Annotated in this window: 23 protein-coding genes; 11 read left to right on the forward strand and 12 right to left on the reverse strand. The window is 44.9% G+C overall.

Annotated features, from left to right (window positions below):
* Positions 1 to 98 precede the first annotated feature (98 nt).
* The 3 genes from PLH26_RS03750 to glpK all read right to left on the reverse strand — a co-directional run bounded on the left by PLH26_RS03750 (position 99) and on the right by glpK (position 3,678).
* Positions 99 to 1,658 (reverse strand): glycerol-3-phosphate dehydrogenase/oxidase, encoded by a 1,560-nt coding sequence (locus PLH26_RS03750; RefSeq protein WP_324584648.1) that lies wholly within the window; start codon positions 1,656 to 1,658, stop codon positions 99 to 101.
* 68 nt (positions 1,659 to 1,726) lie between these two features.
* Positions 1,727 to 2,086: a four helix bundle protein gene (locus tag PLH26_RS03755; RefSeq protein WP_324584649.1), complete on the reverse strand. Its 360-nt coding sequence runs from the start codon at positions 2,084 to 2,086 to the stop codon at positions 1,727 to 1,729.
* Between the two features lie 98 nt (positions 2,087 to 2,184).
* Positions 2,185 to 3,678 (reverse strand): glycerol kinase GlpK, encoded by a 1,494-nt coding sequence (glpK, locus tag PLH26_RS03760; protein ID WP_324584650.1) that lies wholly within the window; start codon positions 3,676 to 3,678, stop codon positions 2,185 to 2,187.
* Between the two features lie 233 nt (positions 3,679 to 3,911).
* Between glpK and PLH26_RS03765 the strand changes: the two genes are divergently transcribed.
* From PLH26_RS03765 to PLH26_RS03775, 3 genes are all read left to right on the forward strand, one after another.
* Positions 3,912 to 4,160: a DUF3098 domain-containing protein gene (locus PLH26_RS03765; protein ID WP_324584651.1), complete on the forward strand. Its 249-nt coding sequence runs from the start codon at positions 3,912 to 3,914 to the stop codon at positions 4,158 to 4,160.
* 227 nt (positions 4,161 to 4,387) lie between these two features.
* Positions 4,388 to 5,209, forward strand: a complete 822-nt coding sequence (locus tag PLH26_RS03770) for an undecaprenyl-diphosphate phosphatase (RefSeq protein ID WP_324584652.1) — start codon at positions 4,388 to 4,390, stop codon at positions 5,207 to 5,209.
* Positions 5,210 to 5,235: 26 nt separating this feature from the next.
* Entirely contained in the window at positions 5,236 to 6,546 is a 1,311-nt protein-coding gene (locus tag PLH26_RS03775; protein WP_324584653.1) for an MFS transporter, read from the forward strand.
* Positions 6,547 to 6,662: 116 nt separating this feature from the next.
* Here PLH26_RS03775 and PLH26_RS03780 read toward each other — a convergent pair whose 3' ends face one another.
* From PLH26_RS03780 to nhaA, 6 genes are all read right to left on the reverse strand, one after another.
* Positions 6,663 to 7,805 carry an NAD(P)/FAD-dependent oxidoreductase gene (locus tag PLH26_RS03780; protein ID WP_324584654.1) on the reverse strand — a complete coding sequence of 381 codons (1,143 nt, stop codon included), beginning with the start codon at positions 7,803 to 7,805 and terminating at the stop codon, positions 6,663 to 6,665.
* On the reverse strand, positions 7,802 to 8,500 hold the full coding sequence (locus PLH26_RS03785) for a methyltransferase domain-containing protein (RefSeq protein ID WP_324584655.1): 699 nt from the start codon (positions 8,498 to 8,500) through the stop codon (positions 7,802 to 7,804). Before PLH26_RS03785 ends, PLH26_RS03780 begins: the two co-directional genes overlap by 4 nt.
* Positions 8,501 to 8,568: 68 nt before the next feature.
* The gene (locus tag PLH26_RS03790; RefSeq protein WP_324584656.1) at positions 8,569 to 9,657 is read right to left on the reverse strand and encodes a type III polyketide synthase; all 1,089 of its coding nucleotides are present in this window, start codon (positions 9,655 to 9,657) and stop codon (positions 8,569 to 8,571) included.
* A complete protein-coding gene (locus tag PLH26_RS03795) occupies positions 9,650 to 10,534 on the reverse strand; it encodes a UbiA family prenyltransferase (RefSeq protein WP_324584657.1) in 885 nt (294 codons plus the stop codon). The genes PLH26_RS03790 and PLH26_RS03795 overlap by 8 nt, the downstream gene beginning before the upstream one ends.
* 152 nt (positions 10,535 to 10,686) lie before the next feature.
* Complete coding sequence (locus tag PLH26_RS03800) at positions 10,687 to 11,205, reverse strand: DinB family protein (RefSeq protein WP_324584658.1); 519 nt, start codon at positions 11,203 to 11,205, stop codon at positions 10,687 to 10,689.
* Positions 11,202 to 12,431, reverse strand: a complete 1,230-nt coding sequence (nhaA, locus tag PLH26_RS03805; protein ID WP_324584659.1) for a Na+/H+ antiporter NhaA — start codon at positions 12,429 to 12,431, stop codon at positions 11,202 to 11,204. Before nhaA ends, PLH26_RS03800 begins: the two co-directional genes overlap by 4 nt.
* A 256-nt stretch (positions 12,432 to 12,687) precedes the next feature.
* On the opposite strand from nhaA, the gene PLH26_RS03810 reads away from it, so the two are divergent.
* From PLH26_RS03810 to PLH26_RS03830, 5 genes are all read left to right on the forward strand, one after another.
* Entirely contained in the window at positions 12,688 to 14,391 is a 1,704-nt protein-coding gene (locus PLH26_RS03810) for an AsmA family protein (RefSeq protein ID WP_324584660.1), read from the forward strand.
* A gap of 166 nt (positions 14,392 to 14,557) precedes the next feature.
* On the forward strand, positions 14,558 to 15,118 hold the full coding sequence (locus PLH26_RS03815) for an RNA polymerase sigma factor (protein WP_324584661.1): 561 nt from the start codon (positions 14,558 to 14,560) through the stop codon (positions 15,116 to 15,118).
* 59 nt (positions 15,119 to 15,177) lie between these two features.
* Positions 15,178 to 16,284, forward strand: coding sequence for a FecR family protein (locus PLH26_RS03820; protein ID WP_324584662.1), 1,107 nt, complete (start codon positions 15,178 to 15,180; stop codon positions 16,282 to 16,284).
* Between the two features lie 246 nt (positions 16,285 to 16,530).
* Entirely contained in the window at positions 16,531 to 20,091 is a 3,561-nt protein-coding gene (locus PLH26_RS03825) for a SusC/RagA family TonB-linked outer membrane protein (RefSeq protein ID WP_324584663.1), read from the forward strand.
* Positions 20,092 to 20,111: 20 nt separating this feature from the next.
* On the forward strand, positions 20,112 to 21,647 hold the full coding sequence (locus PLH26_RS03830) for a SusD/RagB family nutrient-binding outer membrane lipoprotein (RefSeq protein ID WP_324584664.1): 1,536 nt from the start codon (positions 20,112 to 20,114) through the stop codon (positions 21,645 to 21,647).
* Between the two features lie 116 nt (positions 21,648 to 21,763).
* Here PLH26_RS03830 and PLH26_RS03835 read toward each other — a convergent pair whose 3' ends face one another.
* The 3 genes from PLH26_RS03835 to PLH26_RS03845 all read right to left on the reverse strand — a co-directional run bounded on the left by PLH26_RS03835 (position 21,764) and on the right by PLH26_RS03845 (position 23,842).
* The gene (locus PLH26_RS03835; RefSeq protein WP_324584665.1) at positions 21,764 to 21,913 is read right to left on the reverse strand and encodes a hypothetical protein; all 150 of its coding nucleotides are present in this window, start codon (positions 21,911 to 21,913) and stop codon (positions 21,764 to 21,766) included.
* Between the two features lie 317 nt (positions 21,914 to 22,230).
* Positions 22,231 to 22,914: a lysoplasmalogenase gene (locus PLH26_RS03840; protein ID WP_324584666.1), complete on the reverse strand. Its 684-nt coding sequence runs from the start codon at positions 22,912 to 22,914 to the stop codon at positions 22,231 to 22,233.
* Between the two features lie 4 nt (positions 22,915 to 22,918).
* Positions 22,919 to 23,842 (reverse strand): hypothetical protein, encoded by a 924-nt coding sequence (locus tag PLH26_RS03845; protein WP_324584667.1) that lies wholly within the window; start codon positions 23,840 to 23,842, stop codon positions 22,919 to 22,921.
* 174 nt (positions 23,843 to 24,016) lie between these two features.
* On the opposite strand from PLH26_RS03845, the gene PLH26_RS03850 reads away from it, so the two are divergent.
* The 3 genes from PLH26_RS03850 to PLH26_RS03860 all read left to right on the forward strand — a co-directional run.
* Positions 24,017 to 24,340, forward strand: coding sequence for a hypothetical protein (locus tag PLH26_RS03850; RefSeq protein WP_324584668.1), 324 nt, complete (start codon positions 24,017 to 24,019; stop codon positions 24,338 to 24,340).
* 52 nt (positions 24,341 to 24,392) lie between these two features.
* Positions 24,393 to 24,890, forward strand: coding sequence for an FKBP-type peptidyl-prolyl cis-trans isomerase (locus PLH26_RS03855; protein WP_324584669.1), 498 nt, complete (start codon positions 24,393 to 24,395; stop codon positions 24,888 to 24,890).
* A gap of 76 nt (positions 24,891 to 24,966) precedes the next feature.
* On the forward strand, positions 24,967 to 26,142 hold a 1,176-nt coding region (locus PLH26_RS03860; RefSeq protein WP_324584670.1), incomplete at its 3' end, for an L-serine ammonia-lyase.

A 26,142-nucleotide genomic window follows, 5' to 3' on the forward strand; every position in this document is an offset into this window, starting at 1 on the left:
AACGATAATCTAAAAATTCTCAGGCCCGGGCAGCGGTCTGACGCTCCTTTGTCGCGTGCCGACCGCTTTCATTTCCACATTTTCAAACTTTCAAATTTTCAAATTCCCAACAAATACCCTTCCGCCAGCGTGGTAAAATTTTGTACCTGCTCCTGCTGCCAGTTTTCATCTTTGCCCGTTTCCTCCGCCATCAGCCTGGCTGTTTCCGGGGCTGCCTGTATTGCCGCACGGGCATCCAAAAAAAGCATGCGGATCCTTCGCGACAGCACATCTTCCACTGTCATGGCCATCTCATTGCGTACCCCCCATATTACCTGCGCTTTAACATATGGGAAAGCGGGATGCAATTGCTCCTTCCATGCCGCATTTTCGTTTGCCAGCTTTTTTATCTCCGTTGCATCGGCGCCATAGTAATGTAAGGGATCATCACCGTTCTCCTGTTGGCGCCAGCCATGTATACGAAGGGATTCCGTTACGGAGGGCCGGCGTTCCAGTTTGGCTAAGAACAGCGCATTGTCTACTGCTTCTTTGCCCATCTTGCGGTAGGTGGTCCATTTGCCGCCGGTAATGGTTACCAGCCCGCTCTTAGACACAATGATGGTATGATCCCTGGGCATGAGCGCCGTTTTTTTCTGTCCCGGCACCTTCACCAGCGGGCGCAGCCCGGCAAATACGGCCTTTACATCGGCTCTTGTGATGCCCGAGCTGAGGTAACGGTTCACGTTCCTGAAAATAAATTCGATCTCCTCTTTTAAAGCGCGGGGTTCAAATAAAGCCTCTGCAACAGGTGTATCGGTAGTGCCGATAATTACTTTATCGTGCCAGGGTACGGCAAACAACACCCGCCCGTCATCTGTTTTGGGTATCATCATTGCATGATCGCCGGGGAAGAACTTTTTATCAACCACCAGGTGTATGCCCTGCGACGGAGAGATGATATTGTGCTGCATATTGTCATCCATCTGCAACACATCATCTGTAAATACCCCGGTTGCATTGATTACCACCTTACTTTTCAATTCGTATTCTTTTCCGGTAAGCATATCTTCTGCATACACCCCTTTGCTTTTCCCATTTTCTTTGCGCACATCAAATACCTCCATATAATTCAACACCGTGCCGCCCTGTTCCACTACCGTTTGCGCCAGGTTAAGCGCCAGGCGGGCATCATCAAACTGCCCGTCGTAATACAATATGCCGCCGCTTAATTTGGTATGGGATACCGCGGGTGAATACTGTAAGATCGTTTTTGAAGACAGGACACGGGTTTTGCCTATGTTCAATTTGCCCGACATGAGACCATAGATCTTTAACCCGATACCGTAAAACCATTTTTGCCACCACGCGTAGGAAGGCAGTATAAAAGGCTGTATACGGGTAAGGTGCGGGGCGTTCCTTAATAAGATGCCTCTTTCGCGCAATGCTTCCATTACCAGCTTAATATTACCCTGCGCCAGGTAGCGCACACCGCCATGCACCAGCTTGGTGGCCCTGCTGGAAGTACCTTTGGCAAAATCAAAACGTTCCAGCAATAATGTTTTATATCCCCGCGATGCGGCATCCGTAGCAGCGCCCAAACCCGTTGCGCCCCCGCCAATAATGATGATGTCCCATTCGGTTTCCGTATCCAGCCTGCCAATCATTTCGCCTCTTTGCATAGTTGTGAGTAGTGAGTGGTCAATAGTCAGTAGTCAGTAGTCAATAGTCAGTAGTCAGTAGTGAGTGGTCAGGAAGTGTGGATAATCAATCCTGTTAATGTCTTAAAAGACTGCAAAATCAATTGTTCCAATGGTTCTAACTGTTGCAAAGTTACATAGTGAAGCTCAAAGCTTATGCCGATGGCAGTATCCACTTCAATCACAGATCCTCTTGCTATTTCAAAATATCTTTTTCTTTCAGCCGCCGATTTTCGGGAAGCACCTTCGGCAATATTCAAATGTACAGACAATGCAGCTCTTCTTATTTGCTGAGATATAGCAAACCGTCCTTCCTGAGGGAACAATTTTGTTATCCGATAACATTCCAAAGCTAAAGATTTTGAATATTGAAATACATTAAGCCTGGTGTGTGCTAATTGTAAAAACATAGGTTAAATATTATGATGAAAAATAAAAAAGTTGACTCCGATGCTATTTCAACCCTGCAGACACTCACCACTCACCACTCACTACTCACATTTCCAAATTAGCCCTCCGCCCATACCTTCGCGGTTTTCACTGCTCTTTGCCAGCCTTTCGACAATAGGTTTCTCTCCTCTTCTTTCGCAGCAGACTCAAAAACACTGTCTACCTGCCATTGCTTTTGGATTTCTTCCATATTCCTCCAGTAACCCACGGCCAGCCCGGCTAAATAGGCAGCGCCCAATGCGGTTGTTTCAATAATTTCAGGACGGATAACTTTGGTATTGAGCATATCGCTTTGAAACTGCATCAATAAATTATTGGCGGTTGCGCCGCCATCCACACGCAGCTCTTTAATGGCAATGCCCGAATCGGCCTCCATGGCTTTCAATACATCCATGGTTTGATAAGCGATGCTTTCTATAGCCGCACGGGCTAAATGTGCAGCTGTAGTTCCTCTTGTCATGCCCACTATTGTTCCCCTTGCATGCTGATCCCAGTGCGGCGCCCCCAGTCCTGCAAATGCCGGCACCATATATACCCCATCGTTGTTGTCTACTTTCAGCGCCAGTGATTCCACTTCTGCGGAAGATTTAATAATGCCCAGTCCATCGCGCAGCCATTGCACCACAGCGCCTGCAATAAATACACTCCCTTCCAATGCATATTGGGTAACGCCATTCACTTTCCATGCCACGGTAGTAAGTAAATTATTTTGTGAAGGCACTGCTTTTTCACCCGTGTTCATCAGCATAAAGCAGCCCGTACCATAGGTGTTTTTAACCATGCCGGCTTGTGTGCACATTTGTCCGAACAATGCCGACTGCTGGTCTCCCGCTATTCCTGCAATGGGTATTTTATGGGCTGTTAAAATGTTTTGTGTTTCCCCGTACACTTCGCTGCTGCTCCTTACCCGGGGAAGCATGTTGCCGGGCACATCAAATATTTTTTCAAGCTCCCCGTCCCATTGCAGGGTATGTATATTAAGGAGCATGGTACGTGATGCATTGGATACATCGGTTGCATGTACCTGTCCTTTGGTAAGATTCCAGATCAGCCAGGTGTCAATGGTACCGAAACAAAGTTCCCCTTTACCGGCTTTTTCCCTTGCCCCTTCCACATTATCCAGTATCCATTTTACCTTGGTAGCCGAAAAGTAGGCATCCAGGATGAGCCCGGTTTTTTCCCTGATCAGCTTATCGGTTCCTTTGGCTTTCAGCTCATCACAAAAAGCCGCGGTACGCCTGTCCTGCCATACTATGGCATTGTATACCGGCCTACCCGTAGCCCTTTCCCAAACTACTGTTGTTTCTCTTTGATTGGTGATGCCTATTGCAGCTATACTTTCCGTTGTTAGTCCGGCCTTGCTGATGGCTTCTGCCGCTACGCCCAACTGGGTGCTCCATATTTCATTAGGATCGTGCTCTACCCAGCCGGGTTGAGGGAATATTTGTCTGAATTCCTTTTGCGCTACCGAAACAACAGAACCGTTGTGGTCAAAAATAATGGCCCTGGAACTGGTAGTGCCCTGGTCTAATGCAAGGATATATTTTGACATGAAGCAAACTTTTGCTTTGAAGGTAAAGAAAAAACAGACATTTGGATTTGTTGTTTACAGTTTATCGTTTTCACTACTGACTACTCACTATTGACCTTTGCGGCTGCATATTAAAAGGAGTCATTCCCTAATTAAGAAAAAGAAATTTATTCTCCTGTAAGATTTTCACTCACATTCCCCGCATTTCTCACATTTCCCCCATTTCCCTTATCTTGCAAACTTAATTCTGGTATATGTCCGATAAAAAAACAAGCGGCTTATTGTTCAACAGGCAAAACTATATGTGGATGTCCATCGGCGCCGTGGTGATGATAGTAGCATTATTGCTGATGGCCGGTGGAAAAAGTCCGGATCCGAATGTGTTTGATTATAAAGAAGTATACAGTACGCGCAGGATTACGGTAGCTCCGGTATTGCTTATGGCAGGGCTGATCATTGAAATGTACGCCATTATGCGTAAGCCCAAAACAACGGATAAATAATCCCGGGTAACCGTTTATGAACAGAGGCTGCATATGAAATGGCATTTTGTCACAAATCCAAAAACACGAAGGAGAATAGAACCTGAACATAAGCATTTTGTGTCTTTGATCCCTGGTGGCATATCTTTTATACCGGCTCTTTTGATAAGACTTTTTTAAAGATCCTGCACACTTATTCAGCGACCGGCACGTTATTACTGCCGCTGTTTCCCAAATTATCGTAGCGCATGAGCATTATACAAGCTGTTATTATCGCCATTGTTGAGGGAATTACCGAGTTCCTGCCTGTTTCTTCCACCGGGCATATGATCATCGCCAGCTCAATGATGGGCATTTCAGACAGCGACTTTACAAAAATATTTGAAATAGCGGTACAGTTGGGCGCTATACTTTCCGTAGTGGTACTGTACTGGAAAAAATTCTTCGACTTTGGCAAGTGGCAGTTTTATGCAAAATTGTTCATCGCCGTTGTTCCGGCCCTGCTGCTGGGATTCTTGTTTTCTGACGCAATAGATGAACTGCTTGAAAGCCCCACTACTGTTGCAGTTGCTTTGCTGGCCGGGGGCATTATATTATTGTATATTGACAGGTTGTTTAAAACACATGTTATTGCCGACGATAAAGACATCAGCTACGGTAAGGCTTTTATCATTGGCATATGGCAATGTGTGGCAATGATACCCGGCGTAAGCCGCAGCGCTTCCAGCATTATTGGCGGGATGCAGCAGAAGCTCACGCGCACGCTGGCAGCCGAATTTTCTTTTTACCTGGCCGTGCCCACTATGATGGCTGCAACGGTATACAAGCTTTTCCTCAAAGATTATCCTGCAGCGGGCGGCAACATCAAGGGGTATGAAATTGTGTTCAGTAATTCGTACAATACCACTGCTTTTATAGTGGGCAACATCGTTGCTTTTATCGTTGCCGTTTTGGCTATTAAATTCTTTATCGGCTATTTGCAAAAGCATGGATTTAAATTGTTCGGCATTTACCGTATTATTGTAGGCGTAATACTGCTGGTAATGATCTATGCGGGTTACCTGAAATAGCAGTTTCAAAAAATCATTTCCATTTCATGCAAACCGCCCCCAAAAAAGTAATTAACGGATGGGCTATGTACGACTGGGCCAACAGCGTATACAGTCTTGTTATAACAACAACCGTTTTCCCGGCCTATTATGTAGGTATCACCAGCATGGGCAACAGCAATGGTAAGCACTACGTTAACTTTTTCGGAAAGCAATTTATAAATACTTCCTTATTAGACTATGCGTTGGCGGTAGTGTTTTTGATCGTGGCGGTGTCTTCACCCGTTTTATCATCCATAGCCGACTACAGGCGCAATAAAAAAGTATACCTGCGCTGGTTTTGCTTTTTAGGTTCTGCAGCCTGCTGCGGGTTGTTCTTTTTTACACCCCAACGTATTGAATATGGCGTTATTTTGTTTTCATTGGCCGCACTGGGTTACTGGGGAAGTCTTGTATTTTACAATTCTTATTTACCCGATATAGCAGCGCCGGAAGACCAGGACCGTATAAGCGCCAGAGGGTATGCATTGGGGTATACCGGGAGCGTGCTGCTGCAGATCATTTGTTTTGCCGTTATTGTAAAGCCAACATGGTTTGGGCTGGACGGCAGCGACGCCACCCTTGGTGTTCGCATATCCTTTTTGCTCACGGGCCTATGGTGGTTTGGCTTTGCTCAGTTTACCCTCCGTGTGCTGCCCCTGCCCAGCCTTAAGGAGCGGCAGGCAAAAAAAAACGTATTTACCAATGGCTTTCATGAGCTGTCGATCGTGTTCAGGCAGTTGAAGCAGTTAAGAACACTGCGCCGGTTCTTATTGTCGTTTTTTTTATACAGTATGGGTGTGCAAACCGTGATGCTGGTGGCCGCAGGATTCAGCAAAAAGGAGATCTTTCCCCGGCCGGAAGATGAGCCCAAATTATTGTTTACGCTCATCCTGATACAATTGGTGGCTATTATCGGAGCCATTGTTATGAGCCGGCTTTCAAAACGCATGGGTAATCTCAGGGTGCTCATCGTTTCCGTTTGTATATGGATCGCTATATGCATATGGGCTTATTTTATACAAACCCAAATGCAGTTTTATGCCTTGGCCGCATCGGTAGGACTGGTGATGGGTGGCATACAATCGCTGAGCCGCAGCACCTACTCCAAGTTTTTACCCGAAACAAAAGACACCACTTCCTTTTTCAGCTTCTATGATGTTACTGAAAAAATAGCATTGGTCATCGGTTTGTTCTCGTTTGGGTTTTTGGAGGATATAACCGGCAGCATCCGCAATTCCATCATTGCTTTGATCGTGTTTTTTGTGCTGGGTCTGCTTGCATTGATGTATACAAAAAAAGCGGTGAACAGCAGGTGACCAGGATTGCTGAACCAAACGAATTTGACAAATCCGATCTGCAGGCGGAATTTGTGCATTTACAGTATCGAAAAAACAGATATCGCAGTTATTGAGCAGATCCTGATCATGACCGGTTAAAACGGTTCGCCATGTGTTTGTTTTATCAGCCTGTCAATTATGGAGGGAAAAGGCTGCAGCGCTCTTATAAAATAATTGGTTGCCCATTCCCTGCCGAACAGCCCCTGTATCCGGCGGCCGGCTTTCAATCTTTTCTTAAAGGTATTGTTCCAGTTGTTTTGATAGGCAATCTCCATTTCGTACCGGCTTATTTTCCCCTGCAGAAAAGGGTGGATCTGCTGGAAGGCTATTTTACTTCCATGCATCGCCATGCTCATTCCGTTACCGCAAAGCGGGGCGATCATCCCGGCGGCATCACCGGTCAAAAGCATATGATGCTCCAGCTGTGTCTTTTTATCAAAACTTACCTGGGCAATGGTAACGGGCGATGCATATAAAAAAGTGGAGTTACCAAAGATCGTATCCAGGTAAGGATTGCGGCGCAATACATGCTGCTCCAACTGCGCAATGGAGTTATCACATTGCTGCAGGTTTTGCGCGGTGGTAAGATAGCACAGGCAATATTGCCCGTCCTCTACCTGCGATATGCCGCAATAGCCGTTCGCAAAATTATGCAGCGCTATAAGATCCGGCGGGAAGTCCGTTTTGATATGATACTTAACGGCGATATAGTTATTGAGCTTGCCCGGCTTCTTCTGAACAAAATCGCGCTTCAGCTTAACATCCAGGTTGCTGCGTTTGCCAAATGTGCCGCACACCAGCCTGGCTTTGCACATTTCCCCTCCATATTGCACATAAAAGTGTGCATCGCTGAACCACACATTATCCACTTTTGTTTCCTCCATTATTACAACCCCTGCATTCCGTGCCAACCCCGCAAGGAAAGCATCCAGTTTATAACGGCTGATACCGAACCCGCCCAGCGGCAGGCGGTGTTTGATCGTTTTGCCCGAAGGAGAGGATACCATAAGATTGCGGATATGGGGCAGGCTCCAGTCGCTCAGGGGCACACCGGTTTCTTCCAGGAAATTCCAGCATTCAAAGCTTATGTATTCGCCACACACTTTGTGGAAAGGATATTTTTCTTTTTCAAATAATATTACACGATGCCCCGCCCCTGCCAGTTGAACAGCAAGACAGAGACCGGCCAACCCGCCGCCCACAATAGCTGCATCGTATATATTATTTGTTGTTGTCATGATGAAGTTGCCGTTATCAACCACCGGAAAGCCCATTTCCATTCAACTGAGCACGACCGGATGCCTGCCCGTTGCATGATCGTTTCCCACTCTTTTCTCTTAAATCCACGCTGAACGGAAAGCGGGGCATCATTTTTTACAAGATAACTGTTTGACAATAATCTTGTAAGCCATTTGATGGAATGATATGCAAAAAAATTACGATGGAGATCATTTACGAAAAAACCCATGCTGCAATTGCCTTGCATCCATCGCATCATTTGCACCAGCGCGTCATCGCTGAAATGATGACAAAAAAGAGAGGAAAAAATAATGTCGGGTTTCCGATGGGCGAAATATACTTCCCGGTAATCCGAAACGATCCAGGCGTATTTTGTATCGGCAGTCTTTTCTTTTGCGAAATCAATGCATTCCTTTTTTTTATCAATACCCGTTAAATGAACGGCGATATTGTTTTTGTTACACCATTTATCAATCGCCAGCAGGTTATCGCCGCCGCCACAGCCCGCTTCACAAATGCTGATGGGGTTACCGGTTGCTTTTGATGCAGACAATATTTTCTTTACGCCCGATATGGTAATGGAATGACCGCCCAGCCAGCGATTGATGAAATCCAGCTCTTTCATGTTCTGTTTGATGTCTTCAAACGGAATATCATCATTATCCAATAGTTCTGTTTGGGTTGAACGCGGCATAAAAAGTATTGGATCAATTTACGGAAATTTTGGTGAAGGAGTGATCCATGCAACAACAATTTATGGCGTTATACCATCTCTCCCACAAATGTTTCCATCGTTAGTCCGGGTCCGAAAGCTGCTCCCAATATTTTATGATCCATGCCAACCGGCTTTTGCATCATACGTTTTAATACAAATAAGATGGTGGGAGAAGACATGTTGCCGAATTGTTCCAGGATATCAAAGCTGTCGTTCAGCGCAGCATTATCCAGGTGAAGGCATTTTTTAACGGTTTCCAGTATGCGCTTACCCCCGGGATGTATGCACCAGCCCCTGATCTGCTCCTTGTGAATGCCTGCCGATCGCAGGGACCTTGCGATCAATTGTTCAAAGTCTTCTTCTATCAGTTCAGGGATATAGCCGCTCAGTGTCATTACAAACCCTGTGGAAGACAATTCCCATGCCATATCTTTTTTGCCCTTGGGCATGATCTCTGCATAAAAATGCTGCAGTTCCAACCCGGGCGCAGGATATTGATCATGTGTTATCAGCGCTGCCGCAGAACCGTCGGCAAACAACATGCTGGAAGTAATGTTATCTATGGTAGCTTCCTTTTGGAAATGCAGTGTGCACAGTTCGGTGCAAACGACCATTACTCTGGCTGCGGTATCGTTTTTGCAGATGGCATCCGCTATTTTCAGCGCATGCATAGCGGCATAGCAGCCCATAAAATTTATGGAGCTGCGGTAAATGGTATTGGGCAGATCCATAAGATCTATGATCTGTAAATCAAGTCCCGGGGCACTCATGCCCGTGCAGCTTACGGTGATCAGGTGTGTGATCTCTTTTGCCGGCAATATATGCTCTGTACAATTTCTTATGGCGTCAACCGACAGCGGGGCAGCATATTTATTATACAGCGCCATGCGTTGTTCCAGTGTGGGGAAAGGTTCTAAGTTCTCGCTCCGCGGGTAAAATTTCCAGTCCTTTACAGACCGGTTATAATCACCGATAACAGAATGCCTGTTGCGGATACCGCTTTGATGATACAGGAATTTCATTTTCCTTTGTTCTGTGGTATCGGTGGCGTATACCTGCTGCATAAACCGCAGAATATCTTCCTGCTGATGCCTGTAATGCGGGAGCGCTGTTCCTATATGTACAATTTTACTCAAAGTGATTGATCATAAAAATAATGATAAAAGCGATGTTTGTGCAAAGGGAAGCGACCCGGTTCATGCGCATCGTATTCCTGTAATCTGCATATATATAATTGTGCCATACTTTGCGGGCCCAAATTAAAAAGTAAACAACTACCGGCAACATGCACAAACTGAATATATAAAACGCTTTTATTTGCAGCGTATAAAAAAAATAAAAACCAAGCACGATGAATGCTGCTGTATATATAATTCCACAGTACACAAAGGTTCCCCGGTAACCCAGGCGGTAGCTGATGGTTCTAACACCGTCCTTCAGGTCTGCATTGTGCTGGTATATTTGTGTGAGCGGGTAAAATCCTCCGATGAGCAAACCGGATGCTATCATTGCCAAAACAGGCACTTCCGGTGTTTTGGAGACACTGCAGCCATGATAAATCAATCCAAAGGTCACTACACCCTGGAACAGCACAACAGTTATATATCCGCCAAGCGGGTATTTTTTTAAACGGATGCCCCTGTAGCTGTATGCTTTGGAAACAAGTATATACAACAATATTCCCAAAGCAAAATACCGGCTGATCAAAGAGCCCAGGATCACAGCCAGGCTATCCATCAGCACCGTTGCATATAAAAGCTGGCGTGAAGGTTGCAACGGGCGCCGGACCCCTCCAATGCTTTCCGTATCCCTGTCCATATAACTGTTATAACCATTGCTTGCCGGGTATACCAGCAAATGCAGTATCATAAAAACCAGCAGGGCACGGGATATACTTATCTCACCCACCTGGCTCAGCGCAAACCAGTATGCCGGCATCAGGAAAAAGGAAAAAGGAAAACGCAGCAATTGAACAGTAGAGGGTAATAAGAATCGTGTTTTCGTTTCCGGCATAAAGAAAGCTGCAGCCTTATTGTATGAATGTTCCTGTATAAAAGTGTCCTTGTCTAAGATAGTGCTTTTTTACATATATACGCTTCTTAGAGGATAGTAGTTGCGTTTGCACCGGCGCACGATGCAAAAGCATCCCATTTTATGCTCCTGGTTTATGCCTGCTTGCTTTTTAAAATCCTTACCGTTACCAGGAGCTGCCCCAGGTGGCGCTGCGTATGCTCGGCTGCATGCACCAGTAAGCCCAGTACAGTAGAAGGCAATTGCGCACGGCCTACACCACGGGCCGAAGTTAAAGCTGCTTCATCGGTAGCAGATAATTGAGCCAGTGCTTTGCTTACCTGCAGGTTAAACTGTTCCACCAGCTCAATGGCTTTACAGGATAGAGAAGGAGGCTGCTCTTCCTGCTTCAGGTACTGCAACTGATCAGCGTTAAGCATTTCACCCCTGGCATAGGTAAGCAGCCTGTCTATCACCCCTTTCATGTGTTGCAGGTGAAACCCCGGCGAAGCAACTCCTGCGGGCTTTTCCCAAAGCAGGGCTGCCGGGAAATCTTCCATTAATGTATTTACTTCTTCTCTTGTCTGCAAAAGCGCGTGTGCTACAGGTTGCAGCAGTGCCGGGATATGCTCTATCGGCCCGCGCAGCCAAACTTCATATTTTTTGTCTGTCATGATAATTTTATATTTTTTGAAGGTTTCGCTGATCTGTTGTGCTTTACTTTTTCCATCCCGGCCTGCATGTTTTTTCCTCCTGAAAGATACAGCCAGGTATACCCTGTTACCATTGCTATCACGGAAGCGATCAATACCCCCGATTTGGCTATATCCTGTATTGCCGCATCCTCAAAAGCCAGCATGGTTATAAATATAGACATGGTGAAACCAATGCCTGCCAATATACCAATGCCGGCAAGCTGCGTCCAGCTTACGCCGCGGGGAAGCTCGCCCCATTTGAGCTTTACCAGTAACCAGCAGGCTGTAATAATACCCAATGGTTTTCCAATGAACAGGCCTCCGATGATCCCATGGTTCAATGAACTGTTGAGCGCTGCAATAAATTCAGGTGGTATTACGATAGCGGTATTTGCCAATGCAAAAAGCGGAAGCATGATAAAATAAACGGGCACATGGAGCCGGTGCTCCAACTTTTCTAACCAGGGCAACGGAATGGTCAACGCAAACAATACACCCGCTATGGTTGCATGGATACCCGAATTGAAAAAGCAGTACCACAATGCAATGCCCAGCACAAAGTTCCACCAGCCAAATTTAATTTTAAGCCGGGGAAATAAAAACAATACGATCACAATGCCAATGCCGCACAGCAGGTAAAGCCATTGAATGGCGGCGCCGTAAAAAAAAGCGATGACGATAATGGCGCCCAGGTCGTCTATGATGGCCAGCGCCATTAGAAAAGTTTTTAAAGAAGCGGGAACTTTTTTACCCAGCATGGAAGCGATGCCCAGGGAAAATGCAATATCTGTAGCCATAGGAATGCCCCACCCATGTTGAAAATCTGTTTGTTTGTTGAACAATAAAAAGATGGCTGCCGGGGCCAGCATGCCTCCTATGGCGGCAAACAAAGGCAACAATGATTTTTTTAAAGAAGAAAGCTCGCCGGTAAGCAATTCTCTTTTGATCTCCATACCCACTAAAAAAAAGAACAGGGTCATCAGCGCATCATTGATCCAGTGCAGCAGGGAATGAGGCAGATGTAAGCCCGGGGGCCCCGGAATGGCTGTATTCCAGAAAGCAATATATGCTTCGCCGGAAGAAGTGTTGGCAATAACAATTGACAATACACTGCAGGCAAAAAGAATTATGCCCACGGAGCGGCTGTCGTTTACCATACGCTGTAGCGGATTAACGATCGCCTTTCGTAAAAATGTTTTTGCCATACTTCAAATATAGGACCATCTTAATTAAGCTGCCGGATCGGAGGTGTGTTGTCTTCTTTTCATTACCGGCAGGACAATATGAGTTGAAGACGCTGATTACAGCATTGGGCATGCATTGGGGTTCATGCGGAGGGTGAAGACATGGCAACAGCGGCTACCCCCGTGTTGGCTTATTGGCATAATAGTAGTACCAAAAAGATTATCTTTCATGAAGCATTGATCAGACACCGGTACCTTTTGTATTAACAATTTAAATATGAAAGCGATTCGTAACCGCATCAGGCAATCTGCGTCTACCCGGAGGGGTAAGATGATCATTGCCGGCATCCTGCTGATGCTGGCTATATTGGTTACCCTTGCTATTGCGTACTGGAATGCGATCAAAAAACAATTGATCCGCGACCAGGTCAAACAGAAAGTGAAGGAAAAAACAGAGCGGCTGTACAATATTCACTACGACAATATGGAGTTAGACGAAGTGGGCGGAAATTTATCCATATCCAATCTTAGTTTACAATACGACAGTGCCCGGTATGTGGTGATGAAAGAAGAAAAAGATGCGCCTCCAATGCTTTTCCGGGTTGAGATCCCTTCTGTTATTGTTACCGGCATACAAACGCCGAAAGCCCTGCTCACACAAGAAATAGTGGGGGGCAAACTGCAGATCACCCGTCCTGTTATTGAGATCCTGTATACCCATAGCGGAAAAAATGCCCGCAGGCGTGTGCCGCAGGAAGAGGTATACAAACAAATCCTTGGAGAGCTGGAAAGAATTAAAATTGATACCCTGCTGATCGTGGGTGCCCGGATCATTACCCGGAACATGCAAACCGGGAAGCAGGAGCTTCAGCTTACGGATACGCACATGGAGTTGAGGGACGTGGCTATTGACAGCGTTGCCGGCAGCGACAGTTCAAGGATACTCTTTTCTAAACAGTTGTTCCTTTCGTGTTCAGCTTTATTGTGGTCATCGCCCGACCGGTTGTATACCTATAAAGTGGAGAACCTTACCATGCGTTCGGCATACCGGCAAATAAATGCCGGGCCTTTTCGGATAATGCCCGCTTTGGGAGAGAAAGAGTTTGCTGCCCGGAAAGCCATGCAGACCGATCGGTTTGATATAGACATAAAGCAAATTTCTTTTTGCGGGGTCAATTTTCCGCGCCTGATGAAGGAAAAGCTGGTATCCGACAGCGTAATGATACAATCCGCTTCCTTTAAAATATACAGGGATATGACGATGCCCCCCGATCCCAAAAGTAAGATCGGCACTTACCCGCATCAAAAAGTAGCCGGAATACCCTTCCCGCTGGAGATAAAAAAAATGACCCTGAACAACAGCTTTGTAGAGTATAAAGAGAAAGGACGGTTGTTGCAAAAAACCGGCAAGATCACCTTCGGCAATGTGAACGCCGCGATCAGCAATATTACCAACAAAAAAACGGCACCGCAAAAAACAACAACTGCCAGTATACAGGCACGGTTCTTAAACCGCTTTCCCGTTCAAACCCTGTGGACCTTTTATTTGTTCAACGATAAAGGAAGGTTTGATATTGACGGGCATCTCGGTTCTATGGATGCAACAGCGCTCAATGTTTTTACCGAGCCGTTAGGAGGAGCCCGCGTAAAAGAAGGCCGGATCCGCGATCTGCAGTTCAATTTTAAAGGCTACGATTATGGAATGGATGGAACAGTAAAGCTCCTGTATGATAATTTAAAAGTTGCTCTTTTGAAAAAAGACAGGGATACCAAATCGCTGAAAGAAAAAAAACTGCTGAGCTGGGGCGCCAATATGATCATTAAAAACGCCAATCCTTCTAAAAAGGAAGCTCCGCGGATCGCTGATGTGCATTTTGACAGAGTGATCAACCGCTCCATTTTTCATTTATCCTGGAAAACACTTTTTGAAGGTGTAAAAGAAACCGCACTGCCGCCTAAAAAAGAAAAGGCAAATAAATAGTCTGCCGGCTCACAAAAAATCAAAGTTCACACAGAGAGAGATCGCTATGTTCGCTTGCCGTTTGAAATTTAATGTTTGACGTTAAATAAAAAAAAGTGTATACTTGTTAAGTATTGGTAAACTCATTTTCTACTCTAATTATATTATAACAGTCCGCTGTAAAACGATGCCGCATGCTCTGGTCAATATTGCCGGTTTGTTTAACCGGATGGCAACCGATGCTGATGAATCTGCATTGTGGGACCTGCACAAGGCGTATTTTCACCGTCTTTATCGCTTTGTATATGCATTTACCGGGATAAAAGAAACAACAGAAGAGATCGTTAATGATGTATTCCTCACTTTGTGGCAGAAAAGACATTTGCTGCATAACGTTGCTAAACCGGAAATGTATATGTTTATATGCGCCAAGAACAACGCGCTCAAACAATTGAAAAGTCAAAAAAAATTAACAGAGCCGCTGCACACACTCAGTGATTTTGATTGTGTTCTGAGCAGTACCCCTCATGATATAATGATCACTACCGAATTGCAACGCCGCATTAATGAAGCTATCAGGGCTTTGCCTCCCAAATGCAAACTCATATTCAGCCTTGTAAAAGAAAATGATCTCAAATACCGCGAAGTAGCCGAATTACTCGGGCTTTCTGAAAAAACCATTGAGAACCAGATGGGCATCGCGTTAAAAAAGCTAAGCCAGTCCATTCAACTTTCCTTTTCTTCCTGAAAAAATAATTGCGTTCTTTTTGGGGGTAAATACCTGTTAAGGGTATCCTCTATTTATAAATGTTACCCAACAATATGCCCGATTCGAGGATATGGGAGTTACTGGCCCGGAAATACAACAATGAGATCTCTGCCGAAGAGCTTTCGGAACTGGGGCGTTTATTACAACAACCCGGCGCTGCACATCATTTGAATGAGCTGCTTGCCGACCTGCAGGCCATACCACTTAAAAAAATAACTTCCGATGCCGATGAAGCAAAAAGCAGAAACGCGCTCAGGCTTTTGTTAAACACGGGCAGTGAAACCAGAAAGACAATTGTAGCCGGCGAAGTCAGGAGAAAAAAAAGATATGCTTTATGGGCTGCCGCATCTCTCACGATTATTATAGCCGCTGCCGGGTTCATGCTCAATAATAAACAGCCGGAGACCCCGTTAACAGCCCCCCTTAATGAAGTGGTAACCAATGGCGGGTCAAAAAGTACGGTGCATTTGCCTGATGGATCTTCCGTTATACTCAATACCGGAAGCAAACTTTCGTACAATAAAGATTTTGCTGCAGGTACCCGTGAGATCTATTTAAGCGGGGAAGCTTTTTTTGATATAGCCAAAAATGAAAAAATGCCTTTGGTGGTGCATGCAGGCGATGTGGATATACTGGTAAAAGGAACCATTTTTAATGTAAAAGCCTATGCCGAAGATTCAACTGTGGAAGCTTCACTTATACAGGGGGTTATAGAAGTGTTTTCAAAAAATGACCGGGAGAGGAAAATAATGCTTCGCCCCAATGAAAAAATAATTATCGGCAAAACCTCAACCATTTCATCCTCAGCAGAAGCAGAACACAGCACCCTGTTGCCCAAAGAAGCTGTTTTTTTCCTGGGGAAAATAAAGCCTAACCCCGTAGACAGCAGTATCAGCGAAATAGCGTGGATACAGAACAAGCTGGCTTTTTACAAGGAGCCCTTCTCAAGCCTGGCCCAAAAAATGGAGCGCTGGTACAATGTATCTATACAATTCAATGACGAACACCTCAAAAAATTCACTTTTACAGGATCGTTTGAAAAGGAAGATATAACAGAAGCGCTTAATGCATTAAGGGAAATAGCCGCCTTTGAATATACAATTGAGAACCGGAATGTAACGATCGGCAAAGCAAAAAAGCAATAAAGGCAGAATATATTATCTATTATGGAATTATTAAATCGCTGTACCGGGAGCGTGAAATTTTTTTTATGTAAAAAGTAAATCACAATATTGCAACTATTTTATAATTACTAAAAATAAATTTAGTGTTACTAAACAAATATTTATGACTTAAAACTAAAAAAAGGGAGATGCGCCAACATCTCCCCCATTAAGCAAACGGGAACACAGGATATATGTTCCCTATTATTAAACTCAACAATTAAAGGTATGCATTTTTCCAAAACTAATTGGAACGGGCAAAGATTGCTCTACTCCCTGAAATGGAAGGTCATTATGAAAGTTTCTTTCATTATTACTACATTATTAAGCTTACAGGTGGCTCTTTTGGCCAATGCCCAAAAGGAGATATCTCTTTCTGTAAAAAAAGAGCCATTGCGAAATGTACTCTCACTCATTGAAAAACATTCGGACTACCGTTTTCTTTACACCGATGATCCTGTGTTTGAGAAAAGCAGGGTTACCATTAAGGTGCAGAATGCCGCTTTTGATGAGGTGATGAGCCGGATTCTTGCAGGTACCGGGCTGGGCTACACAGTTAATAACAATGAGCTGGTAGTGCTGAGCTTCATGCCCCCTGCCAGCCTGGCAATAGTTACAGGAAGGGTAACGGATGAAGACGGCAACCCTTTATCGGGCGTTACCGTACAGGTAAAAGGCACCAATATTTCCGCTGTTACCAATGCAGAGGGGGAGTTTCGCATAGATGCGGAAGATGATGTCATTCTTGTGTTTTCGTATGTTGGATTTACCACGCGCGAAATTGCTGCCGGCAGCAGTACATTATCCAATGTTCGGCTCGAAACAGACAAAAAGGGTCTTTCGGAAGTGGTGGTAACCGCCCTGGGGATCTCGAGGGAAAAGAAATCGCTGGGGTATTCCACCCAAAAGGTTGACGGAGCCCAGCTGACCGAATCGCCGGCATCCAATTTTGTAAATGGCATAGCCGGTAAAGTAGCCGGTGTACAAATTTCAAGTTCGGGTGCGGTAGGTTCTTCTTCAAAGATGGTTATCAGGGGTGAATCGTCTTTAAGCATGCAAAAAAATCAGCCTCTTTTTGTAATAGATGGTGTTCCGGTGGGTAATGACGGCGTAAACAATACCAGCGCCAATGCAGATTATGGTAACAGCGCTGCCGAGATCAATCCGGCCGATATTGAATCCATGAACGTTTTGAAGGGACCTGCTGCCGCAGCTTTATACGGCTCACGTGCCGCCAATGGCGCCATCGTAATTACTACCAAAAAGGGAAGCGCCCGCAAAGGCATGGACGTGAATTTCAACAGCTATTATTTTGCCCAGGAAGTGGCCTGGCTGCCTAAATTTCAAAACCAGTTCGGACAGGGCAGAGATGGAAATTACGAAGGCTCCAATTTTGGTGCCTCCTGGTCTATTTATCCCGGCGGTATTCAGGATTCCTATGATGAAAGCTGGGGACCGCGTTTAGACAATAACACGCTGGAAAAGCAGGTTACTTCCCCAACCACCGGTGGTTTCAGGGGAGGCGACGTTGCGATCAATAACAGGGGTGACGTAATTGCTACCCCATGGGTATCACATCCCGATAATATTAAAGACTTCTTTAATACAGGTAATAAATTCTATAACAACCTGGCGTTATCGGGCGGTAACGAAAAAGGCACGTACAGGCTTTCGCTTTCATCGCTTAATGACAAAGGCGTAATACCCAACAATAACCTTGACCGTTACTCGGTAAGCTTCAACGGCAGCTATAAACTGACCAATAAGCTTACTTCTTCAATCAACTTCAACTACATGAAGCAAAAAAGCGACAACCGCCCCGATAACGGGTATGGCCGCAACACCTTCATGTACATTTTTACATGGATGACAAGGCAGATAGACATTAACAGCCTGCGCAATTACTGGCAGGCCGGTTACGAAGGCCTCAGGCAGTTCCAGTTCAATTACGGTGAAAACCACAACAATCCCTTTTTCCTGATGTATGAAAATACCAAAGCGCAGGATAAGGACAGGTTATATGGAAATATTGCTTTTGAATATGCCTTTACCGACAGATTGAAATTAAAGCTTCGCACAGCAGATGACTGGTATTACGATTTTCGTCCTATGAAATGGGCGGTCAGCACAGCAGACCAGCCCAAAGGCGCTTACCAGGAAACCATAATAAAATACCAGGAAAGAAACAGCGACCTGCTTTTAACTTATAACGGGGAAGCTGCAGACGGCGATTTCGGATATGTGTTGTCTGGTGGTGCTAACCGCTTCGATCAAAATGGAAGGAACCTTAACAGTTATAACAACGGACTACTGATACCAGGCATATATAATTTATCCAACACCTCTGAGTTGATAACGTCAGGCAACAGCAGTTACAGGAAAAGGATCAATAGTGTATATGCCATGGCAAACCTTAATTATAAAGGGCTTGTATATTTAGACCTAACCGCGCGTAACGATTGGTCGAGCACCCTTCCTTCCAATAACAATTCTTATTTCTATCCTTCCGTGGGATTAAATACAAATATCAAAGATATATTGCGTCTTCCTGCTGCTATAAGCCAGGCGCAATTGAGGTTTAGCTGGGCCCAGGTAGGCAATGACGCTGATCCGTATTCGCTTTTAAATACATATAACTATGGCGCTTTGTGGGGAACCAATCCCTCATTGATTGGTAACAGTACCCTGAAGAATGCGAATTTGAAACCGGAGATCACTTCAACTTATGAAATAGGAACTTCGCTTGGCTTCTTTAACAATCGCCTGGGGCTGGATGTTACATATTATGATATCCGTTCCCGGAACCAGGTGATCGGCTTGCCAATGGTTCAAAGTTCCGGACAGGAAGCACGCATAATCAATGCCGGCGAAATTAAAAATACCGGCGTTGAGGTAATGTTGTCTGCCACGCCGGTAAGCACGGCAGGAGGCTTTAAATGGAATCTTAACATCAACTGGTCGCACAACGTAGGGAAAGTTGTTTCACTGGATCCGGAAGTGGATAAAATTGTGCAGGCTGCTCCCGGTGAAGATGCATCTATACAGGCGCGGGTAGGCGAAAAAATGGGCGCCATCTGGGGGCCCGGCTACCAGCGGGTTCCAGATGGTCCTTTAAAAGGCCAGATCGTTATTGGCACCAACGGGAAAGCGATGATCACCCCTGAAGAAATGTACCTGGGGAATGTTAATCCCGACTGGATAGGCGGCTTTTACAACCACATTACCTATAAGAATTTTCATTTGAATTTTTTATTTGCCGGACAGGTTGGCGGTAAATTCATTTCCAGGTTCTACAATAAGGCGGCAGGTTCGGGCCAGTTGATAGAAAGTGCAATGGGCCGCGGGGAAAGAGCGCCGGGTACGGAATATGATGCACTTTACTACGCAGAGGGCGCGGCGCTGATGCCCGATGGATCCTATCAGCCTAATTCAACAGGCAATAAGGGTAAGTTAGATGCCGGTGTTTATGGTACGGATATCCGTTCAATGGTGAAAGGGCTGATGGATCATATTTCCGAAGCCCAGTTGTTCAGTACCACGTATTTTAAACTACGTGAATTATCTGTAGGGTACAGCCTGCCGCATAAGCTGATCGGCAGCACTTTCATTAAAAACGCGAAAATCTCCTTAACAGGTAGAAATCTTTTACTGTTCAGACCCGCGAGCAATCAGCATTTTGATCCGGAAGTTGCCGTAGCCACTACGGGTAGCGGGCTGGTTCCGGGTTTTGAAAATATGAGTGTTCCTTCCATGAGAGAGGTGGGCATTAGTCTTAACCTGAACTTTTAACATCTCCAAAACTATTCATCATGAAAAAGTATAAGTCAATTATATTCTTATCCTTCCTTTTCCTTGTAAGCTGTACAAAGGATTTCGAAGAGATCAACAGCAATCCCAACTCTCCGGAAAAAATCACTACCCCGGGTGTATTATTTACTAACATTATCAGGGGATCGGTTAATGATAATTTCAGCAGCGCCTATAGAATGGGCGTTATAGCAGGAGATATGAATTATAATAATTTTAGTGGCGACTTCAACAACTGGGTACGGGCAGACGCGAGCGGACTCTTTTTATGGAAATATTATGACTATATCCGCGATCTGAATGAAGTGATAGCAATAGCCGATGCCGGCGAAATGGGTAACTACAAAGGGGTAGCACTGGTATTGCGTTCCTGGATGTTTCAGAACCTTACCGATCTATATGGGCCTGTTCCCTTCCGGGAAGCTGCAAAAGCTAAATTAGAGGGCATTAACAATCCGAAGTATGAGCAGCAACAAGTCATTTATGAAGGATTGCTTGCCGACCTGGAAGAGGCCAGTGCCCTGCTGGGTTCCACCAGTGAGAAGATAGAAGGAGATATTCTTTTTAACGGTGACATCAGCAGATGGAAAAAATTTTCCACCGGTTTAATGATCCGTTTATTGATGCGCCAGTCTAAGCAGGTTGATCCTTCGGCAGCCCTGACTGCAATCCTAAACAACCCGGATAAATATCCTTTGTTTACATCAAACGCCGATCAGGCCGCGCTGAACTATATTGCAGACAGCGATGGTAACTCAAGTCCGTTATTTACCAGAAGTGCGAGTGATTATGTAACCAGCACCCGGGTTTCTAAAAACCTTGTAGATAATTTAGAAATGCTCAACGACCCGCGTTTACCCGTGTATGCGCTTCCAACCCAGGCAAGTGTTGTGGGCACCAACCCCGACCCGGCAGATTTTGATTATATAGGAGGAGTGAACGGAAATGGACCCCTGATTGACCCAGGGAATTATTCCACGCCCGGAATGCTTTGGGCCCCTCGTTCCTACTCTCCCGACTGGGCATCAAGAGATGCGGCACAGGGCATTATCTTAACCTATTCTGAAGAGCAGTTTAACCTGGCAGAGGCAGCAGAAAAGGGATATATACCCGGCGGCTCTGCTGCAGCAGAGGATCATTACCTCAATGGCATCGAAGACCAGTTTGCTTATTATGCCGGAAGAGTGGGCACGAGATATGAAAATTCTTACCTTAAACTTAAAGGAGAGGATGTTATTCCGGATAACAGTTATTATACACAACCGGCTGTTGCCTATAGCGGTACGCAGGCGGAGAAGCTGGAAAAAATTGCACGCCAGAAATGGTTGTCACTCTATTTTGTAGGCTATGAAGCATGGTTCGAGTGGAGAAGGACCGGTTTCCCTGAAATTGTTATTGGCACACAGGGACCCGGCTATATTGCCAGGAGAGCCCTGTATCCTGCCGATGAAACAAGAATTAATGTAAATAATTATAACCAGGCAGTACAGTGGTTGGGAGCAGATGATTTGAAAACCCGTGTTTGGTGGGATAAATAAAAAAACAGGAACCGGCTAAGCAGGACTTACCTGATTGACCCTGACTCCACTATAACCTACAGCGGGATGCGATGTGCATCCCGCCTTTTTTTGACCGGTATATTTTGAACAATGGCTTATCTTATACCGCACAGGTATAAATATTCCTGCAGCGTAATTTTTCCGTTCATGAGATAGACGTACAGGATATCAATATCTACTTTCTTTTTTTCCAAAGTATTCACCATTTCTTTGTCAAACTTCAGGTCATTGATCATTGTTTCCATGTTGTAATTGTTTTAACATGAAGTACGGTGCTGAGCCGTACAGAATCGTGTTCTACATTTTCAGCAAAATGCATTGATTCATATGGAACAATCAAAATATGGTTTGGCAGTAACGATTGTAAAAATGTGCATGGCTCGGGGCAATCGAAGCAGTAGCGAACGTTTTGATCATGGCTTGGCAGGCACTTAGTGTATTACTAACGCAAAGGTATACCGATTTATTGTAAAACAAACCGTTGCTGACGGTAAACGCCGGAACAGCTCAAAAAATTAACAGTTTAAGATCATCAATAAATTGATAAATAGCAATATATATATTAATTTAATTTTTGTTTTAATGATCTTAAATGCCGCAGGCTGCCTAAAACCAGCAGCAATTGAGCCGAACAATAGGTGAGCATTATTACGGGTGGCAGAATGAAAAAGGGATAAACAAACTGATTTACTGCCAATACAGAATCGGAAAGCACGAACTGCCCGGCACCGAAAAAAAACAAGGCTGCCGTTTTTTTGCCTGTTTTTCCAAACAGGTTAAGGGTAAGCATCCAAAAAGTACAGATCACTGCGGCATAAATGATCACAGGAATTTTAAGCGCATCCAGAAAGGGGAAGAGCAAGCCTGCCAATAAAATTCCCCAGGCCAGGATGGGTATTGCAAACAACGGTTGAAATTGCAACGCTCCTTTTGTTCGCGGATTGATCCGAAGTGTATAAATAATATAACATACATGCGCTGCCAGGAAAGCGGATAGACCGCCGGTAAAAAATCCGCTAAACATCAAAAACAGGTCGCCGGCCCAGGAAAAGAATAAGGCAAGCAAAAATATTTTTGAAAAAGCAGATCTTACCCCGGTTTCAGCCGCATACATCAGCATCAGCACTATCATCAGCAGTGGTTTACTGATAAACCGTTCCTGTTCACAGGCATTAAAAACAAAAAAGATATCTGCTATTGCAACCAGCCCGTATATGCAGCCCAATGCAAAGGAGATCCGTTTCATGTATTTATTTTAGCTCGATCATGGCCTTCCTTCCAAAAAAACGGGTAATTGAATCCCGGCTGCGGCTTGTATCAGATAATGGGCCTGTAATGAGGGTGTATAGTTTAAAAGTAATAGAATCTTCTGTGCTGAGCTTTACGCCGTACCCCATTTTTTGCAGTTCCTTATGCCGCCTCAAAGCCCTCTGGCGTTTTGAGGTTTCAATGATCACTTTATAGGTATAATCGCCATCCGGGTTTAGCGGTGTGGTAGTCAAACTGTCTGTTCCCGCCTTTAAGGAATCCTGGGCCGGGGAAGGTATAACAGGCTGAATATTTTCAAGTGCATTTTCCTGCCCCTCATTTTTATCCTGCCACTGTTGAAAAAAATAATACACCATCCATCCTATTATCACAAGGCCTAATGCCAGTGCAAACAATATCAGTGATTTGCGGAGCAGGTTTGCAGAGCTGTGAGCAGGTCTGGGATAGCCATCCTCAAAAGACATATCATCGGCATGCTCTTCTCTTTTTACAACGCGTTTTTTGAGATGGATATCTTCAGGAACGGTAGCCACCATCACTTCGTTCCCCTGAATAAAGTCGTAGTTGTTGTTGTCATCTAAAATCAAAGTGCCCAGTCCTTCAATATAAAACTGCTTGCTCACATTTAACAACTGCTTACCGATATTTAAGAAGTCTTCGAGATCAGACGATGCCAGTGGCCTTATTTTTCCTGTGCGCTGTGAAATAAAGTCAATGAGCCCCGCATCTTCCTTTGCTTTTTTATCGGGCGAAAATTGTATGGTATTTCCGGGAAGCCTGATCTTTCCTTTTTCATTTTCAAATGGATTTTCATAAAAATTATCCAGTACAAATTCACCAATGCTCTGCAACTGCATTTTTTTATTTTGGAGCAGGTATTGTCCAAGTAAATGTGCGATCTTCAAAATGCCGGTTGTTTTTTTAATAAAGAATAAAACACACAGGATCAGAGGCACAAGTTACAAAAATCTAAAAACTAACAGGTTGCAAGTTTTAATCCTGCCTGACATTAAACAATGGGAAAATAGCACAGTTCCCCGCAACAGGCTTGCTTATATTTGCATATCAACTTTATTGCTATGTTAACTGAGGAAGAAAAGGCTTTCCTGGTATACTGGGAACAAAACCGGGAAAAAGAGAAAAAAACATTTTACCAGTTGCTGGTTGGGCTTCCGTTAGGGCTGCTTATTGCCCTGCCTATACTTTTAAATTACATGCTGGGCTGGAATAAAAGAGCCACCATGGTTGGCAATACGCAATTTAACCCTCTTGTACTGGTTATAGCCGTTCTTGCCATAGCTGTTTTTTTTTCTATATTCAACCGGCGGCATAAGTGGGAGATGAATGAGCAGCGTTATCTTGAATTAAAGGATAAAGAAGGAGGTGATGTTAAAACCGGTTAAAGATGCAACGTTTCGATAAGTGTTTATATCATGGGTATAAAGGAAAATTTATATGAGAAAGATCTCTGTTTATGCTTTTATCGTGTCTCTTGTTTTTGTATCGTGCTTAAAAAAAGAAACAGGCTGCCCTTATAACGAACTCAGTATTAAAGCGCCCGGCAATGAGGTGCAGCAGGTTGAAACCTACCTTGCAGCCAAGAATATTACTGCCCAAAAGGATTCATCCGGCGTGTATTACGTTATAGAAAATACAGGAACAGGCAAAACACCCGACGTATGCTCAGTGGTGAGCGTACATTATACCGGCTCATTGACCAACGACCAGGTTTTTGATAAAAGCGATGGAACGCCGGTATCCTTCAGGCTGGGCGAACTGATCGCCGGCTGGCAAAAAGGGCTTAAACACATTAAAGCCGGCGGGAAAATAAAGCTGTTCATCCCTCCCAGCCTGGGTTATGGCGACAAAGACGCCAAAGATGCCAATGGCAATGTGATCATACCAGCCAATTCGATCCTTGTATTTTCCCTGGAGCTTACCGGAGTACAGTAATGAAAACTGACTTTTAAATGATGCTTTGAGGTATTCGTATACTTCAAAGCTTTTATCTTTATAGAAATACACGCTCTTGCCACACGAAGCCATTTCCGTATTTGATATGTTCAAGATAGGCGTTGGACCTTCCAGCTCCCACACGTTGGGGCCGTGGCGGGCTGCACAGTTGTTTACCGCTAAGCTGGAGGGGCAGCAACTGTTAAATGAGGTAGTATCATTGCGGGTACTCTTATATGGTTCTTTAGCCAAAACAGGTAAGGGGCATGGTACAGATATTGCCGTTCAACTGGGCTTATGTGGCGAAGAACCCGAAGCCTTTGCCGTGGAAAACATCAATACCCGTATCAATGCTATTGCGCTTACCGGGAAGATACGGCTACAGGCAAAGCATGATATTTCATTCCATCCGCAGGAAGATATACTTTTCCTGGTAAGTGAAGCACTTCCCTTTCATCCCAATGCGCTCACCTTTTCAGCAACACTTAAAACCGGGAAAAAAATTGACGAAACCTATTATTCCATTGGCGGAGGCTTTGTACAGCAGGATGGGAAGGAAACGGGAAAGACCAAGGTGGTACAACTGCCCTTTCCGATCAATACAGCCTCCGACCTGTTGCATTGGTGCATGAAGGGATTGAGCATATATGAAGTGGTGATGGAAAATGAAAACGCCTGGCGCCCGGAAGAAGACACGAGGAATGGGCTTTTACGGATATACGGGGTAATGCGGGAATGTGTGTATAAAGGCTGTCACGAAACAGGTGTGCTACCGGGTAGACTGAATGTAAAACGCCGTGCAGCCGCGCTGAACAAAAAGTTATTGCAGGGAAGAGCGTACAATGATTATGTTACCTGGATACGGGCTATTCAGGATGGCGGAAATGGATTTAATTACATTTTAGACTGGGTAAGCTGTTTTGCGCTTGCTGTTAATGAGCAAAACGCTTCATTTGGCCGGGTGGTAACTGCACCTACCAACGGCGCGGCAGGCGTTGTTCCGGCGGTATTGCTGTACTATATTATTTTCTGCGACAACGATACGGAAGAAAATGTGATCCGGTTTTTATTAACCGCCTCTGAAATAGGGAGCATTTTCAAAAAGGGAGCAACCATCTCGGCCGCAATGGGCGGCTGCCAGGCCGAGATCGGCGTTTCATCGGCAATGGCCGCCGGGGCATTAACGGAGGCAATGGGCGGCACGCAAAAGCAGGCCCTGATGGCTGCTGAAATAGCTATGGAGCATCATCTT

The sequence above is a fragment of the Agriterribacter sp. genome (assembly GCF_035444585.1).
Taxonomy (GTDB): domain Bacteria; phylum Bacteroidota; class Bacteroidia; order Chitinophagales; family Chitinophagaceae; genus Agriterribacter.

Excerpts from the sequence above, each read along its gene's own strand:
- PLH26_RS03750 (WP_324584648.1), bottom strand. The coding sequence starts at position 1,658 with ATGCAAAGAGGCGAAATGATTGGCAGGCTGGATACGGAAACCGAATGG.
- PLH26_RS03770 (WP_324584652.1), top strand. The coding sequence starts at position 4,388 with ATGAGCATTATACAAGCTGTTATTATCGCCATTGTTGAGGGAATTACC.
- PLH26_RS03830 (WP_324584664.1), top strand. The coding sequence starts at position 20,112 with ATGAAAAAGTATAAGTCAATTATATTCTTATCCTTCCTTTTCCTTGTA.
- PLH26_RS03850 (WP_324584668.1), top strand. The coding sequence starts at position 24,017 with ATGTTAACTGAGGAAGAAAAGGCTTTCCTGGTATACTGGGAACAAAAC.
- PLH26_RS03810 (WP_324584660.1), top strand. The coding sequence starts at position 12,688 with ATGAAAGCGATTCGTAACCGCATCAGGCAATCTGCGTCTACCCGGAGG.
- glpK (WP_324584650.1), bottom strand. The coding sequence starts at position 3,678 with ATGTCAAAATATATCCTTGCATTAGACCAGGGCACTACCAGTTCCAGG.
- PLH26_RS03815 (WP_324584661.1), top strand. The coding sequence starts at position 14,558 with ATGCCGCATGCTCTGGTCAATATTGCCGGTTTGTTTAACCGGATGGCA.
- PLH26_RS03820 (WP_324584662.1), top strand. The coding sequence starts at position 15,178 with ATGTTACCCAACAATATGCCCGATTCGAGGATATGGGAGTTACTGGCC.
- PLH26_RS03795 (WP_324584657.1), bottom strand. The coding sequence starts at position 10,534 with ATGCCGGAAACGAAAACACGATTCTTATTACCCTCTACTGTTCAATTG.
- PLH26_RS03765 (WP_324584651.1), top strand. The coding sequence starts at position 3,912 with ATGTCCGATAAAAAAACAAGCGGCTTATTGTTCAACAGGCAAAACTAT.
- PLH26_RS03835 (WP_324584665.1), bottom strand. The coding sequence starts at position 21,913 with ATGGAAACAATGATCAATGACCTGAAGTTTGACAAAGAAATGGTGAAT.
- nhaA (WP_324584659.1), bottom strand. The coding sequence starts at position 12,431 with ATGGCAAAAACATTTTTACGAAAGGCGATCGTTAATCCGCTACAGCGT.
- PLH26_RS03840 (WP_324584666.1), bottom strand. The coding sequence starts at position 22,914 with ATGAAACGGATCTCCTTTGCATTGGGCTGCATATACGGGCTGGTTGCA.
- PLH26_RS03780 (WP_324584654.1), bottom strand. The coding sequence starts at position 7,805 with ATGACAACAACAAATAATATATACGATGCAGCTATTGTGGGCGGCGGG.
- PLH26_RS03785 (WP_324584655.1), bottom strand. The coding sequence starts at position 8,500 with ATGCCGCGTTCAACCCAAACAGAACTATTGGATAATGATGATATTCCG.
- PLH26_RS03755 (WP_324584649.1), bottom strand. The coding sequence starts at position 2,086 with ATGTTTTTACAATTAGCACACACCAGGCTTAATGTATTTCAATATTCA.
- PLH26_RS03825 (WP_324584663.1), top strand. The coding sequence starts at position 16,531 with ATGCATTTTTCCAAAACTAATTGGAACGGGCAAAGATTGCTCTACTCC.
- PLH26_RS03800 (WP_324584658.1), bottom strand. The coding sequence starts at position 11,205 with ATGACAGACAAAAAATATGAAGTTTGGCTGCGCGGGCCGATAGAGCAT.
- PLH26_RS03855 (WP_324584669.1), top strand. The coding sequence starts at position 24,393 with ATGAGAAAGATCTCTGTTTATGCTTTTATCGTGTCTCTTGTTTTTGTA.
- PLH26_RS03775 (WP_324584653.1), top strand. The coding sequence starts at position 5,236 with ATGCAAACCGCCCCCAAAAAAGTAATTAACGGATGGGCTATGTACGAC.